This window comes from Campylobacter sp. VBCF_01 NA2 (genome assembly GCF_027797205.1).
Classification (GTDB): domain Bacteria; phylum Campylobacterota; class Campylobacteria; order Campylobacterales; family Campylobacteraceae; genus Campylobacter_B.
This window is the reverse complement of the sequence record NZ_CP115607.1, coordinates 256451-272132: the sequence shown is the minus strand read 5'-3', so window position 1 is coordinate 272132 and position 15682 is coordinate 256451. Positions and strand designations below refer to the sequence as shown.

Genomic DNA, 15682 nt, shown 5'->3' with positions numbered 1-15682 from the left:
GAGAGATTGATAGTCTCTATTTTTTGGTGGGCAAGGATACCCTCCTTACGATACTTATATTATGGTTTTAATTCTTTTTGTATTTCTTTAAATAAATTTGTTTTTTCAATACCGATTTTATATAGTTTTTTATTTAATTCCTTTTGTTTTTTACTACTAGGGAATATTGACTTATTTAAAAAAGCTAGTTCAACTGATAATTTTATTTCTTGTTCTAATAAATTTACTATATTATTTTTATATTTAATATAGTATAAGTTATTTTTTAACTTTAATTTTTTAAATCTCTCTGAATTAAATGTAGGGCATTCTAAATTATTATCAAAAATAACTAGTGATTCTATAAATTGTTCACCATTATAGTAATCACAAGTAACAATAAGTTTATTCTCACCACTTTCTTTACTTATTATATCATTAGCAAATACATTACAATTCAATATAATTAAAGCATATACTAAAAATGATAATTTACTACTCATACAAAGACACCTTTTATATTAATTGGCACTCGATATGTTAATATATCTATACTTATAACTTCTTTATAAAGCACATATACTATTTATATGCTTGGGTATTGAATAGAAAAAAAGACTCAACGGAAATTAAACTCTAACTCCGTTGAGCCTAAATAATTAACATTTTTATTGCCTACTAAATTAATAAAGACCTTTTATAATTCTTAATTCCTCTTTAATTTTATTCTTTTCTTTATACCTCTGCAATAAGTTATTACTATAATTTCTATGCTCTAAGAATCCACTATCATGAACATATTTCTCTGCCATATATACTAATTCTGCACACATTTCTATTGAATTACCTAATAAACACCCTTCTTTATACTCATCAATAAAGAATTCCTCATTATTAGCAGCATCTTTATAATAATATAGCCAAGCTGGCATTACTAATAGAAATTTATTTGTTTTATGCATTATACCACTTGCTACACCATCTCCAGGAAATGAAGAAATATATATTTCTCTATTAAGTTCTGGGAAATATGAAAGAACAATTTCTCGTTCTAATCGTTTTAATTCTTTTTCTTTCCATGATTCATACATAAAATAAGCAGAAAATGTTGAAACTAATAATATAGTTATAGCAGCTATTATTTTCTTCATTAGAATTCCTTTATTAGTTTTTATTATTATGATAATTAAAAAGGCTCAACGGAACTTAATCGGATTTTCTCTTATCAATTTCAGTAAAATTTGATATAAGTTTCCGTTGGTTATTTTATAATTTTATAATTTTTTAAGTTTGCCTATATTTGAATTAAAATTCTATTAAATTTAATGGAATTTGTGAAATTTTTGTATTGTTGGTACAAAATAAAATGGAAAATTTGCAGAATTTTATAAAATCTGCAAATTTGAAGGTCGAGAATTTTAAATTCATAAATTTCCACAAATTTTACTAACACAAAATTCTCTTAATGACAAAATGAGCATAAATTTTGCCTAATCTGTCATTGCGAGGCGTGAAACGCCGAAGCAATCTACGACCTTAAAATTCCTTGCGTTAAATTTGCATTTGGATAATTTAAGCTCGTGGATTGCTTCGTCGCTGTTAAAACAGCTCCTCGCAATGACAAATCAAAGGCTATGGAATTTCGCTGGCGTAAAATTCTCGCAATGGCAAATTTTGCGCCACTGCGAGAATTTGCAAATTTAAACCAAAACTAAAATTTAAAATTTTAATTCCTAAAACTATGAATCGGCGCAGGTATTTGCCCGCCTCTGGCGATAAATTCAGCCGACGAAGCCGAATTTACACTCATCACTGGCGCAGAGCCTAGCAATCCGCCAAACTCAATCATATCGCCCTTTTGGCCTAGCGGGATAATGCGCACGGCGGTAGTTTTTTGGTTTATCACGCCGATTGCGGCCTCATCGGCTATCATCGCTGAAATCGTAGCTGCGGGCGTATCGGACGGAATCGCAATCATATCGAGCCCCACGGAGCAAATCGCCGTCATCGCCTCTAATTTTTCCAAATTTAGCGCGCCAGCCTTGACCGCCTCTATCATGCCCTCGTCCTCAGAGACCGGTATAAACGCCCCAGATAGGCCTCCGACTTGGTTGCACGCCATGACGCCACCTTTTTTGACCGCGTCGTTTAAAAGCGCAAGCGCAGCTGTCGTGCCGTGCGCGCCCACGCGCTCCAAGCCCATTTCTTCGAGCACTCTCGCCACAGAATCCCCCACAGCAGGCGTCGGAGCTAGCGATAAATCCACAATGCCAAATTTCACGCCCAGCCTCTCGCTAGCCATTGAGCCGACCAACTGGCCTATGCGGGTGATTTTAAAGGCGGTTTTTTTGACGGTTTCAGCGAGTATATCAAAGCTCTCTCCACGCACCTTTTCTAAGGCGCGTTTGACCACGCCAGGACCTGATACACCGACATTTATAACCACATCAGCCTCACCTACTCCGTGAAATGCGCCCGCCATAAAGGGATTGTCCTCGACGGCGTTTGCAAAAACCACGAGTTTAGCGCAACCAAATTTGCTTAAATTTGCGGTTTGTTTGATGATTTCGCCCATATCGCGCACAGCAGACATATTTATGCCGGTTTTGGTCGAGCCTACATTTACGCTAGCGCAGACGCGCTCGGTTCCAGCTAGGGCGCGCGGGATTGAGTGGATTAGGATTTCATCGCCCTTTTGGTAGCCTTTTTGCACAAGAGCGCTAAATCCGCCGATGAAATTCACGCCCACAGCGTGCGCGGCCTCGTCTAGCGTGCGCGCAAAAATCGTGTAATCATCTAAATCCGTGGCCGCACCGATGAGCGAAATCGGCGTTACGCAGATGCGTTTATTGACGATTGGGATACCAAGCTCGGCTGAAATTTCATCGCCAACAGCGACTAAATTTTCGGCTTTTTTTGTGATTTTGGTGTAAATTTTCTCGCAGGCTTTTTCGGGGTTTGCGTCGATACAATCAAGAAGCGAAATGCCCATTGTAATGGTGCGGATATCGAAATTTTGCTCCTCGATCATCGAGATTGTTTCGGTTACTTGCTTGATATTCATTTTCGCGCCTTAGATATTGTGCATGGCGTCAAAAATCGCCGAACTTTGGATATTGATTTTGACATTTAGACTAACGCCGAACTCTTCAAGCTCGCTGCGAAGGGCCGTGAAGTCCTTTTTATCATCGCTACTGACCACAGCCATCATTGTGAAAAACTCGTCTAAAACGGTCTGCGTAATATCGTCGATATTTAGGCCAAGTGCGGCTAGCTTGGTAGCTACGCCAGCTACGATGCCGACCTTGTCCTTGCCGACTACTGTTACAATTGCTTTCATGTGTATCCTTGTAAAATGTGAAATTTAAAGGGGGATTATAGCAAATTTGGGGGAAATTTGGAATTTTGAAATTCCAAATTTTAGCTTGCGCTTTCTCGCATTAAAACAAGCTTAATTGTCTTTAAAATAATGATAAAATCCATATAAAGCGTCCAGTTTTTGACATACCAGATATTCATTTTCACCCTATCGCCAAATTCTGATTTTTCGCGGTCATTAATTTGCGCTAGTCCTGTTACGCCAGGGCGAACTTGCAAAACAATATCCCTTTCGTATCTCGTCGCATCGCCCATTTCAAACTCTTTTTCTAGCACTGGTCTAGGCCCCACAATACTCATATCGCCTTTTAGGACATTTATGAGTTGCGGAAGCTCATCAATAGAGGTTTTGCGTAAAAAATTTCCAAGCTTTGTTATGCGAATATCATTTTCGTATTTGTGATATTTTTGATAATACTCGATTTCTTGCGGATTTTCCTCTAAATATTTTTTAAACATTTCATCGCAGTTTTCTCTCATCGAGCGAAATTTCAAACAACCAAAAGTCTTGCCGTATCTGCCCATTCTAGGATGAGAGAAAAAAATGCTACCACGCGGCTCATTTATTTTCATAGCTATTATCACGATAGCGAAAATCGGCACAAGCAAAGGCATAGCACACATTATCATCGCGATATCAACAAAGCGTTTAAAAAACCTATTCATTGGCTTTAAGAGCGAATTTTCCAGCATAAATAAATTTGTGCGAGAGTTAAAAAGGCTGAAAATTTCCCCGCCAGCAAAATCATATCCTTGCAAAGCGGGAGTAAAAATCACCTCGCGGTTTTTGATGACATTTTCTTCGACCAACCTGTTTAGCTCGTCAATACTCTTCAAATTTTTATTTGCGATAAAAACGGTCTCGTAATCATCACCACGGGTAAATTTATAGCCCAAATAGTGGTTTTTAAAGATTTCGCGGCGGAATTCTTTATCGCCATTGATAACCCTAGCGTTTTTTTGCCAAATTCCCACGCGGTAAAGGTATTTTTTAAGAAAAAATTTGCACATCGGTATCAAAACCGCGCACAATCCAAACGCCAAAAATATCACAAATCGCGAGTGCGAGACATTTTTGTTAATCGCAAGCAAGAAAAAAATCATCACCAGCGCAAACATACACGATGAAAACACAATGTAACTTTCATGCCAAAAATCATAGCGTTTGGTGTAAATTTTGCGATACGCTAATGTGCCGATAATCAAAACATATATAAAAAATGAGCCAAGATAGGTGGTATAATGCTGATGAGTGTTACCAGCAAAATCAAATTCTATGAAATTTCTCACGCTCACAGCGATGAAAAACGATATCAAAATACACAAAACATCGGCCACCAAAAGTATAGCCATAGCATAAAATTTTTTCATAATTAAATTTTCCAAAAATAAATTTGCGACATTGTAGCCAAATTTTAGTTTAATTTTGATAAAATTAGAATTTTTAAGATTTTTGAAATAATTGAATTTTCGAAAAACGAAATTCAAAGCTCATTTTTAGAGCAAATTTTGGTTTAAGGATAAAAATTGAAAAGTATAAAACGCGTTATAACTTATGGCACATTTGATATGCTTCATTATGGGCATATAAATTTGCTTCGCCGTGCAAAAGCACTTGGCGATTACCTTATTGTGGCGCTTTCGACCGATGAGTTTAACTGGAATTCAAAGCAAAAAAAATGCTATTTTTCATACGAAAAACGCAAACACCTGCTTGAAGCGATTCGCTATGTAGATCTCGTAATCCCAGAAAATTCATGGGAGCAAAAAAAGGAAGATGTGCATTTGTATCATGTCGATACTTTCGTCATCGGCGATGACTGGGAAGGCAAATTTGACTTTTTAAAAGACGAAGGTTGCGAAGTGGTTTATCTAAAACGAACGCCGGAGATTTCAACAACACAGATAAAAAAAGATTTAAAAGATAAGGACGGAAAATGAGCGAAAATTTAATGAATTCAGCTAATTCGCAAAATGAAATTTTCAAAAAAGACGATGAAATCGATATTTTCGAGTTACTAGGCAAAATTTGGAAAGATAAATTTAGCATTGCTATGATTACACTAGCGTTTTTCGCTTTGGGCGTTTTATACACCATAATCGCCACGCCGTGGTATAGCGCAAATGCTAGAATTTCAGTGCCTTACTACAAAAATATAAGCGAAAACAAAAAAGAGCTTTTTGCTAATGCGGATATGATAATAAATAAAATTCAAAGCAAATATATTGACGCTCTAAAAGGTCAGCCAAAAGAGAGTGCATTTGTAGAAAAGATAGCCCCAGCAAAAATAAGTGGCACAAAAAACAACCTAAACGACTTTTTTGACATCGAAGTTATGGGCAAAAGCAACGATGAAGCCGTCGCTTTGATAAATCAAATCGTTAAAGAAGAGCAAGAAATTTATAAACCAAACATATCTTTGCAAGAAAGTCGCATTAAAAACGCTCTTTATAATGCAGACGCGAAAATAAAAACCTTGCAAAATAGTCTAAAAAATAGCGAAATTCAAATAAGCCATATCCAAAATATGCAGCTTCCAAAACTTGAAAATCGCATAAGGCAGATAGAAGAAATTTTTATGCCAAACAAAGACAAAGAAATCGCAAATTTGCAAAATATAGTCTTGCCAAATGACAAAAAAGCTTATGATGAGCTTATAAATAATGTAATTCCGAAACTGGACGCAGAAATTCAAAGCATAGAAAAAGAGCTAAAAAATCCAAATTTAAATCAAAATAACGCAATTATTTTAAAAGAGCGGTTAAATGATTTGCGAAATCGCTATATGAGTGCGACCACGACGACAAAACAAAAATTCGAGCACGATTTGCACGATAGCGAATTTGTAAAAATTCCTAATCTTTTGAAAGATAAAGAAAATTTGCTTGTATCGCAAACGGATTTGCAAAATCAAATTCAGACTAAAAACGACGATATAGTTAAAATTCAAAACTCCATAGATGAGAAAAAAGATGAAATTTCAAAACTAGAAAATCAAAAAGAGATTTTAAAGGCGAGTTTAGAAAAACAAAATTTAAGCAATGTCATCATAAAAGATGACATTATCATAACTAGCAAATCCCCTGTGAAGCCTAAAAAGCTTTTAATCGTAGCGATTGCGACATTTTTAGGTGGTGTTTTGGGTGTGTTTTGGGTTTTGCTAAAAAGCGAAATCTCAGCGAGAAAGAATTTGAAAGCCTAAAAAATTTTAAAAAGCAACAAAATGGCGATAAACCCTAAAATAGTAAAAAATATAGCTTGGCTTTTATGCGAACACGGAGTTAGAATAGTAATGGGATTAGCTGTTACTATGATTTTAGCTCGTGTGCTAAGTGTAGAAGAGTATGGGAATTTTCAGTATATTTTAGGACTTGTTGTTATTTTTTCTGCTCTTTCGTATATAAATCCAGCTGAAATCGTTGTTCCGCGCCTAACAAATGCTGATGCCGCAGAACGCAAAATAATAATGGGAAACGGCTTTGTTATAAGGTTTGTTTCGTCGGTGGTTGCGTATTTAGCGTTGCTTTTGTTTGTATTTTTTACAGATGACATAAAGATTTTTTATTTAAGCGTTGTTATGGCTTCGTCTATTTTAGTAAATGAAAGCTCTGCGATTATCACGGCATTTTTACAGTCGCAAACTATGATAAAATATCGTTCGGTTTTGGTTATGGCAACACATATAATCAAACTTTTAATGTTTTTAGCTCTTTATTATTTGGGTGTTACGAATATCTATGCTTACGGCTTTGTAACAGCTTTTGAGCTATTTTTGATAGCTTTTGGGCTTTTGGTGGTTTATAGAATTTTAACAAAAGAGTGGTTTTTTACCTATGACAAAGCTCAAATTTATAAATTTTTAAAACTTGGTTTGCCGTTTTTTGCTGGGATTATTTTGATGATAGTTTGTAGGCGAGTTGATTTTATGTTTTTAAAGCATTTAGGCGATGAGTTTTCGCTAGGGCTTTATACTTCGGCTATGTCGCTTTTAAACATTGTAACTGCCATTTCGCCTATTATAGCGATTTCATTTGCTCCGCTTTTTGTCTATAAATTTGACGATATAAAAATCATAAAATCAAATGTCTTAAAACTTGCGTTTGGTATGTCTGCAATGGCAATTTTAACGGCAGTTATTTTATATTTTTTAGCTCCACTAGTTATAAATTTGATTTTTGGGGCAAAATTTAGTGGAACAATCCCTGTATTTGAAATTTTACTTGTAGTTTTACCATTTATTTTTTTAAATGAAGCATTAAATATTTATATCATCAAAATGCAATTTGGCAAAATTTTAATCTATAAATGGGCTTTGGTTTTGCTATTTTCGGCTATCGGTTACATTATTTTTATACCAAAATTTTTAGCTTTTGGTGCAGTTGCGGGATACGGTGTAGGCTACCTTGCTGCGTGTTTGTTTGGATTTTGGGTAATGTTTAGATACAACGATAAATTTAAAGGCAAAAAATGAGCGAAAATCCATTAATTTCTGTGATAGTTCCAGTTTATAATGTAGAACTATATTTAGAAGAGTGCGCAAATTCTATCATAAATCAAACTTATAAGAATTTAGAGATTATTTTGATTAATGACGGTGCTACTGATAGCAGCGGGGAAATGTGTGACGAATTTGCTAAAAAAGATAATCGTATAAGAGTTATACATAAGCAAAATGGTGGATTATCAAGTGCTAGAAATGCGGGACTTGATATAATGCAAGGCGAGTATCTAGCCTTTGTAGATAGCGATGATATAATAGATGAAAGTTATATTCAAACGCTTTTTGAGATGATACAAAAGTATAATACAAAAATTTCTATGATAGGTTTTTGTAAATTTAAAAACATTAAAGAATTAGATGAATATAAAAATCAAAATTCAAATAGCAAAGATTTTGTTTTGTCATCACACGATATTTTTAAACTTTCTTTTTTGCCTTATAATGCTTTTATGACCACGGCTTGGACAAATTTATATAATAAAGAGATTTTTAAAAATCTGAGATTTAGGGAAGGAATTTTATTTGAAGATACGGATATTTATTTTGAAATCATAGAGACATACAATTCGAGTAAAAGCGTTGCATTTTGCGATAAAAAGCTATATTTTTATAGACAACAAGAAGATTCCATAATGAAAAAATTTAATGAGAAAAAATTAAGCAAAATTGAAATTGCAAATAAATTTGCAGATAAAATTGTAGAGAAATATAGCGATTTAAAAAAGTATGCAAATTTTTATAAATGCAATATCGCACTTGTTTTATATACGGAGATTATGTTGCAAAATAATTATAAAAAATATAGCAAAAAATTAGAAGAGAGTCGCCAAATAGTAAAACAAAATTTTGATTTTATTTTTGCTTATAAAATAAATTTAAAAAGAGCAATTTTGTTACAACTATTTAAAATAAATCCGAAATTATATAATTTTATATATAAAGTATTTAAAAAATGATTTTTTACATTGCTATTTATATTTCGGCTTCATTGTTTATTTTTTTATATTCAAAAACAGAAAATAAAAATTTAGCATTTATTTTTAAATGGACTAGTTTTTTGATTTTATTTGTGCCATTAGCACTTAGATACAACATAGGTATCGATTACCCACATTATATGAATTTAATAACCAGTGGTCAATATTTATCAGATTGGGAAATAAGTTGGATTTTATTTGTAAAATTGATTTATGCATTAAATTTAGATATACATTGGTTTTTTGTGGTTCCAGCTTTCCTATCTTTATTAATATTTTTTAATCTATTTGAAAAAAAATATTTATGGGTTGCTGTTATTGTCTATATATTTTATTATTATACACATTCTTATGTTTTTGTTAGGCAAGATTTTGCATTAGTTGTATTTTTGATTGCCGTAAAATATTTTTTAGCCAAAAAAAGATTAGCAATGTTATTTTGGATTATTATTTCTTGTTTATTTCATAAATCAATAATATTTAATGGTATAGTGCTTTTAATGTGTGAAATTAATTTTAAATTTTTTAATACCCGCGTCAATTTATTTATATTAGCTTGTATTTTTGCATTACAATATATCAATCTAGCGGATTTATTTATGAATTACATTATTCGCTATACACCGTATGCAAATTATGAATTTAGTGAATTTAACAGAGATGCAGAAATTGCCACTGGACTTGGAATATTTATTTATTTTGCTATTTTTGCGCTGATTTTTGCATTTCAGACTAAATATGATTTTAAATCATATCTTGGTAGATTTTATAATTTAACTTGCATTTTTTTATTTTATCTTGCAATATCAAGGGTTTTGATGAAGGATATTTTTATTTTTCATAGATTAGCTGATAGTTCCGCAATAGCACTTATATTTGGTTCTATTTCTTTGCTTATTTCTAAAACCAAATATAGCAAATATGCATTATTTGTTGTATTATTTCTACTTTTTGCTATGTGCATTAAAATCACTAGTAATGCCGATATAAATGCTATTGGTGCCACAAGAGCAATCATACCGTATCAGTCAATATTTCAAAGGTAAAAAAATGAATAACTCATTAATTTCAATAATAATCCCCGTTTATAATGTCGAAAAATATCTAAAAGAGTGCCTAGACTCAGTTACAAATCAAACTTATAAAAATTTAGAAATAATTCTAGTCGATGATGGTAGCACTGATAAAAGTGGTGAAATTTGCGATGAATTTGCAAGGCAAGATAGCCGTATAAAGGTAATTCACCAAAAAAATCAAGGTCAAGCAGCAGCCAGAAATAGAGCACTTGATATTATGCAGGGTGAATATTTGGCTTTTGTAGATAGCGATGATATGGTAGATGAAGCTTATATTGGGACGCTTTTTGAAATGATTCAAAAGTATAATACAAAAATTGCAATGATAAGTTTTGAAAATTTTACTCAAATAGAAGAAATTCAAGTTATAAAACAAAAAAATTCAAATAGTGAAGTAAATTCTTACAGTACAGAAGAGTTTTTTAGAAATTATCTTATTTCTAAACCTAAATTTCATAATTTTATTTGTAGATGTTTGTACCATAGGGATATTTTTGCGAATTTAAGATTTCCTGTTGGGATAATTTATGAGGATGTATATTTATATTATGATATTTTTAGTGATATAAAAAATATCATAATATCAAATAAAATTTTATATTCTTATAGACAAAATATAGGCTCAACTTCAAGGTCTTTTAATGAAAAACATTTGAATATAACAAATGTTTATGACGGATTAACAAAAAAAATAATAAAAAAATATCCAAATTTAAATAGAGAGATAAATTTGGCTTTATGTATTGCAAATTTAATGCTTGCAAAAATGGCAATGCAAGAGAAAAACACCAAATTCAAATACAAAATTGACGAATATCATAAATATGTGCGTGAAAATTTGGATATTTTATTTGCATTAAAAACAAATTTAAAAGTTGGATTACAATTAGTTTTATTTTATCTAAGTCCAAAATCATTTGAAAAACTATTTTTGAGCTTAAAATCTCATTAAATAAACAAAGGATTACGATGTATTACATAATAAAAGATTTGCTAAAAGTTTCAATAATGTGCTTTATGAGATTTTTGTGCTTGGCTTTTTGTATTATTCCTATCAAAAAAAACAGAATTGTTCTAAGTAGTTTTAATAAAAGATTTGCCTGTAATCAAAAATATCTTTTTTTGGAATTATATGAAAAGCATAAAGATAGTTTAGAATTTATTTTTGTTATAGATAAAGAAAGCGATGAGTTAAACCGATATAAAAATATTAAAAAGATAAAATTTCTATCTTTTCAATTCTTTTATTATGTTATGACTAGCAAAGTTTATGTTAGCGGGGCCACAATCGAGCCGTTTTTGCCAAAACGGAAAAATCAGTTTTTCGTATGCACTTGGCATGGCACAGCATACAAATCACTATCGCCAAATTCAAACTCTATATCAAAAGGTCGCATAAAACTAACTTATGATTTAGTCTATGTTCTTCGTAGAAAATCTACAAATTTTATACTATCTCCAAACTATCGTTTCATAAAAGATATCGCGCAATACTGGCGAGTAGATGAGAGTGTGTTTTTAAAAATAGGTTATCCTAGAAATGATCTATTTTTCAAAGAAAATAACGATAAATTAATATCCAAAATAAAAGAAAAATTGAAAATTGATAAAAATTTAGGTGTAGTCTTGTATGCGCCGACTTTTAGGGGAAATTTTAGAAATACAGACGATTTTGCAGTCGAACTAAATATAGAAGAAACTTTAAAATCATTAGAAAAAAGATTTAATAAAAAATTTATATTTTTATTTCGTGGTCATCATCTAGCACTTGGTAAATTTAAAATTTCAGAATCTGTAATAAATGTAGATTGGTATGAAGATATGCAAGAACTTTTGTTAATAAGTGATGTCCTTATAACGGATTATTCATCATCATCTTGGGATTTTTATTTGACAAAAAAACCAGTATTTTTATATGTGCCAGATTTAGATGATTACATAAAAAATCAAGGACTTTGTGTAACAATGGAAGAAATGCCTAGCCTATATGCACTTTCTAATGAAGAAATGCAAAAAAATATAGAAAAGTTTAATTATGATGATTATTTGAGCAGAATAGAAAAACATTTTAATGAAATGGGTAGTTACGAAAATGGAACTGCAAGCAGACAGCTTGGTGATTTGATAATGCAAAATATAAACAATGGAAAATAAAGTGGTTAAAATCAATTATCAAGGCATTCAGATAGGCAGTTATACAAAAATGGTTGCTCTAAAAATAGCTGATTGGATTTTGTAAAAGGAAAACCAAATGACTTTCTCCGTCCTAATATCCGTTTATATCAAAGAAAAAGCCCAGTTTTTAGATAGAGCTTTAAAAAGCATTTATGATGAGCAAGAAATCAAGCCAAATCAAATCGTCTTAGTCGAAGATGGTGAGCTTACAGATGAGCTTTACGAGATGATTGAAATTTGGAAAAATAAGCTTGGTGAAATTTTAGAGATCGTAAAACTTGAAAAAAATATGGGACTAGGAGATGCCCTAAAAATCGGACTTGAAAAGTGTAAATTTGAAATGGTAGCCAGAATGGATAGTGATGATGTTGCTATGCCAAATCGATTTAAAAAACAGCTCGAAATTTTCGAAAATAATCCAAATTTAGATATTTGTGGTTCGTGGGTTGGCGAATTTGAAAATGACGAAAACGAAATTTATGCTTACCGAAAACTTCCGCAAAATCACGATGAAATCGCTAAATTTGCCAAAATGCGCTCCCCTTTAAATCACCCAAGTGTGATGTTTAAGAAATCAAGCGTTTTAAAAGCTGGAAGTTATCAAAAAGCATTAATGACAGAAGATTATTTTTTGTGGGTTAGAATGCTTTTGGACGGAGCGAAATTTTACAATATCCCTGAAATGCTAGTAAAAATGCGAGCAGGCAAATCACAACTAAGCCGTCGCGGTGGCCTAAAATACGCTATTAGCGAATTCAAAGTTCAAAGAGAATTTTATAAGCTTAGATTTTTAAATTTTTATGAATTCTTGCGAAATACTAGTGTCAAATTTATCGTTCGTTTGCTCCCAAAAGCGATTTTATCAAAAATTTACTCACTTTTGCGAAGTAAAAATTAGATTCATTTTGCGACATTTGCAACACTTTCAAAAACGCCAACTGCGAAAGAGTGATAAAAACTTTGCAAAATTTGGGGATTGATTATAAATTTTTAAATTTATAACTCTTTTTTAAATTTAATCCGACCAAGTAAATTTTACCAAAAATTAAAAGCAAAAGTAAGCATAAATGCACAATTTTTACTTATTTTTTGCTAAATTTAAGCTATAAAAATGTATAATCAAAATTCTTTTTCATTGTGCGCTCGTAGCTCAGCTGGATAGAGCATTTGATTGCGGTTCAAAAGGTCAGGGATTCGAATTCCTTCGGGCGCACCACTTTCTACACAATAAATTTTATCAAATTTGCTTAAAATAAAATCTGCAAATTAGAAGACAGGTACAACAAGCACATAACTTAAATTTCGAAATCAAGGCTTTTTTGCGATTTACAGAGATTTTTTTGACAAAAATTTTAAAAAATATTTTGCTATTATTTACGGAATTTATCTGATCGGCTATTTTGCATTATTAAGAGCAAATATTAGCTATAAAGATGATTTGCGTAGAGCAGTAGATGGGGTTCCGGGATTTTTAGATCCTGTTTATGGATATAGCCGTTATGGAAGCGAATTTTTTACCAAAATCATCCACATGGATTTTACTTTTAATACAGACATTTCGCCGATTCCACAATTAGTAGCATTAGGCATAGTTAGTTTAGCTTCATTAGCACTTTGCAAAATTTTTACTAATAAACTAAATTTTATGACAGTTTTGGCAACTGTGCCTGTTGGACTAAGTCCATTTTATTTAGAAAATATGAGCTTTAAATTTGATTCACCGTTTATGGCAATAGCATTAGCGTTGATGATTTTTCCATTTTTATTTGTCAAAAGATTGCCACTTTTTGCCATTATTTCGCTATTTTCTGTTTTGATTATGTCTATGACATATCAAGCAGCAAATGGTGTTTTTATAATCATAAGTATATTTTTGGCTCTAAAAATGGCTCTTGAAGGTAAAAATGGAATAAAATTTTTAAACTTTGCCTTGTAGCACTTGTATGTTTTATTTTGCCACTACTATTTTATAAAATCGCTCTTCTTAAAGCAGTTACAGCAGGTTACGCTGGCACAGCAGTATCTGATAGTTTATTAGATTCCATTTATATAAATATTTTATATACCTTATCTGTGCCGACATTAGCTTTAAACGGCTCCCAAAATGTAAATGAAATATTTTTAAAATTTTCACTTAGATATCTACTCATAGCATTTATCATATTTATGGTTTATAAAAGCAAAATAAACAAAATTCTAGCCCTATTTTTAACTATTATTTGTATAGTAGTTAGTTTTGTGTTGCAAACAGGGGCTTATTTAGTCTTATCAAACCCTACTTTTGTCCCAAGAGTCTTTATGGGTTTTGGAGTTATTGTTTCTATTATTTTCCTAGGTTGCATAGATCGTGGCATAAAACCAATAAAAGCAGCGGTAAATGCTTGCGTAATTTTTACTGCTTATTTTTTAATCATACAATCATCTGCTTACGCAAATGCCTTAGAAGCTCAATATAACTACAATTATCAACGGATGAGTGCCATGCAAAACGACTTAAATCGCATTACTCCACTCGAAGGAAAATATAAGGTATGGATAGAAAATAAGCCTATTCGCTTCGCTCCTGTCACTATAAACGCATCACGAAATTATCCCATAATACCTCTTTTGGTTACATCTAGACTAGGCAGAAATTATTTTTGGTCATCAGATTGGAATTATCCATTTTATGGATTTGATGGAAAATATTTTCATGGTGGAAGTTTTAGAAAAGAAGATGGCATTTACTATACACCAAACGGAAATTTTCAATTTTCCGATGAAGCCTACGATGCTATGAAATGCACAGGCGAACCACTTCGCGAAATAAAAACTCGCTTACATACGATTACAGAATATCCAGAAGCTTGTTTTATAGTAAATTATTCTTGGTGACAAAACCCTATTTTGTTTAGATTTAATATTACAAAAAACAGTGCCGAATTCTATAAATAAAATTCGGCACGCTAAATTTCACCTAAATTTATCTTCCAAAAATTTTGCCAAATTTGGCTTGGAGTTTGTCTAAAAATCCCTTTTTTGTAACAAGCCCTTCGATAAATTCGTCATAAGTCGTATTGTTGGCGTGCAAAAACCCCTCCAAATACTCATAGCTAGCCTTTATGCCGGAGCTATTTTCGATCTCGACTAGTTTTTTGTAAATCGGCTCGATTTGCTGGATTATCTCGGCTGGCGCTGGCGTGCGAAATGCCGTATGCTCCGATATAGCCGTGTGTCCGACGACCTTTTTGGTATGCGGGTCGATGACTTGATCGAGCTTGGCGATGACCCAGTAATACCTGCCGTCTTTGGCTAGATTTTTCACCGCAGCCGTAAATGGTCTGCCCTTAGAAATGCTATCCCACATTAGCTTAAATGCGATTTTTGGCATATCTGGATGCCTGACGATAGAGTGTGGTTTGCCGATGAGTTCGCCCTCGCTATATCCGCTAACCTCCAAAAAATAATCATTGACATAGGTAATGATACCGCGAGGATCCGTCTTTGAGATGATGATTTTGCTGAAATCCAACTCGATTTGTTCATCTATGGGAACAGGTCTTTCCATACTTACCTCCTATTTTTGTATATATTATCCTTTTTGTTCTGGTATTTT

16 protein-coding genes and 1 tRNA gene are annotated in these 15682 nt (G+C 32.3%); 11 read left to right on the top strand and 6 right to left on the bottom strand.

Annotated features, from left to right (window positions below):
• Positions 1–59: 59 nt before the first annotated feature.
• From PF027_RS01490 to PF027_RS01470, 5 genes are all read right to left on the bottom strand, one after another.
• Complete coding sequence (locus PF027_RS01490; RefSeq protein ID WP_270872194.1) at positions 60–482, bottom strand: hypothetical protein; 423 nt, start codon at positions 480–482, stop codon at positions 60–62.
• Between the two features lie 180 nt (positions 483–662).
• Entirely contained in the window at positions 663–1130 is a 468-nt protein-coding gene (locus tag PF027_RS01485; protein WP_270872193.1) for a hypothetical protein, read from the bottom strand.
• A gap of 575 nt (positions 1131–1705) precedes the next feature.
• Positions 1706–3043, bottom strand: a complete 1338-nt coding sequence (locus PF027_RS01480) for a PFL family protein (protein ID WP_270872192.1) — start codon at positions 3041–3043, stop codon at positions 1706–1708.
• A gap of 9 nt (positions 3044–3052) precedes the next feature.
• On the bottom strand, positions 3053–3319 hold the full coding sequence (locus tag PF027_RS01475; RefSeq protein WP_270872191.1) for an ACT domain-containing protein: 267 nt from the start codon (positions 3317–3319) through the stop codon (positions 3053–3055).
• Between the two features lie 80 nt (positions 3320–3399).
• Positions 3400–4728: a sugar transferase gene (locus tag PF027_RS01470; protein WP_270872190.1), complete on the bottom strand. Its 1329-nt coding sequence runs from the start codon at positions 4726–4728 to the stop codon at positions 3400–3402.
• Between the two features lie 156 nt (positions 4729–4884).
• Here PF027_RS01470 and tagD point away from each other — a divergent pair, with 156 nt between their 5' ends.
• From tagD to PF027_RS01415, 11 genes are all read left to right on the top strand, one after another.
• Entirely contained in the window at positions 4885–5298 is a 414-nt protein-coding gene (gene tagD / locus PF027_RS01465; RefSeq protein WP_333720380.1) for a glycerol-3-phosphate cytidylyltransferase, read from the top strand.
• Positions 5295–6560 carry a Wzz/FepE/Etk N-terminal domain-containing protein gene (locus PF027_RS01460; RefSeq protein ID WP_270872189.1) on the top strand — a complete coding sequence of 422 codons (1266 nt, stop codon included), beginning with the start codon at positions 5295–5297 and terminating at the stop codon, positions 6558–6560. Before tagD ends, PF027_RS01460 begins: the two co-directional genes overlap by 4 nt.
• A 21-nt stretch (positions 6561–6581) precedes the next feature.
• Positions 6582–7829, top strand: coding sequence for an oligosaccharide flippase family protein (locus PF027_RS01455; protein WP_270872188.1), 1248 nt, complete (start codon positions 6582–6584; stop codon positions 7827–7829).
• Positions 7826–8815: a glycosyltransferase family 2 protein gene (locus PF027_RS01450; RefSeq protein WP_270872187.1), complete on the top strand. Its 990-nt coding sequence runs from the start codon at positions 7826–7828 to the stop codon at positions 8813–8815. The genes PF027_RS01455 and PF027_RS01450 overlap by 4 nt, the downstream gene beginning before the upstream one ends.
• Positions 8812–9882: an EpsG family protein gene (locus PF027_RS01445; RefSeq protein ID WP_270872186.1), complete on the top strand. Its 1071-nt coding sequence runs from the start codon at positions 8812–8814 to the stop codon at positions 9880–9882. Before PF027_RS01450 ends, PF027_RS01445 begins: the two co-directional genes overlap by 4 nt.
• A gap of 4 nt (positions 9883–9886) precedes the next feature.
• Complete coding sequence (locus tag PF027_RS01440; protein ID WP_270872185.1) at positions 9887–10864, top strand: glycosyltransferase family 2 protein; 978 nt, start codon at positions 9887–9889, stop codon at positions 10862–10864.
• A gap of 17 nt (positions 10865–10881) precedes the next feature.
• Positions 10882–12066, top strand: a complete 1185-nt coding sequence (locus tag PF027_RS01435) for a CDP-glycerol glycerophosphotransferase family protein (RefSeq protein WP_333720480.1) — start codon at positions 10882–10884, stop codon at positions 12064–12066.
• Between the two features lie 97 nt (positions 12067–12163).
• Positions 12164–12985, top strand: coding sequence for a glycosyltransferase (locus tag PF027_RS01430; protein ID WP_270872184.1), 822 nt, complete (start codon positions 12164–12166; stop codon positions 12983–12985).
• 241 nt (positions 12986–13226) lie between these two features.
• A tRNA-Arg gene (locus PF027_RS01425) sits at positions 13227–13303 on the top strand.
• A gap of 222 nt (positions 13304–13525) precedes the next feature.
• A complete protein-coding gene (locus tag PF027_RS01420) occupies positions 13526–14023 on the top strand; it encodes a glucosyltransferase domain-containing protein (RefSeq protein WP_270877299.1) in 498 nt (165 codons plus the stop codon).
• A gap of 17 nt (positions 14024–14040) precedes the next feature.
• On the top strand, positions 14041–14961 hold the full coding sequence (locus PF027_RS01415; RefSeq protein WP_270872183.1) for a hypothetical protein: 921 nt from the start codon (positions 14041–14043) through the stop codon (positions 14959–14961).
• An 88-nt stretch (positions 14962–15049) separates the two neighbouring features.
• Here PF027_RS01415 and PF027_RS01410 read toward each other — a convergent pair whose 3' ends face one another.
• Positions 15050–15634: a PAS domain-containing protein gene (locus tag PF027_RS01410; RefSeq protein ID WP_270858310.1), complete on the bottom strand. Its 585-nt coding sequence runs from the start codon at positions 15632–15634 to the stop codon at positions 15050–15052.
• Positions 15635–15682: the final 48 nt, after the last annotated feature.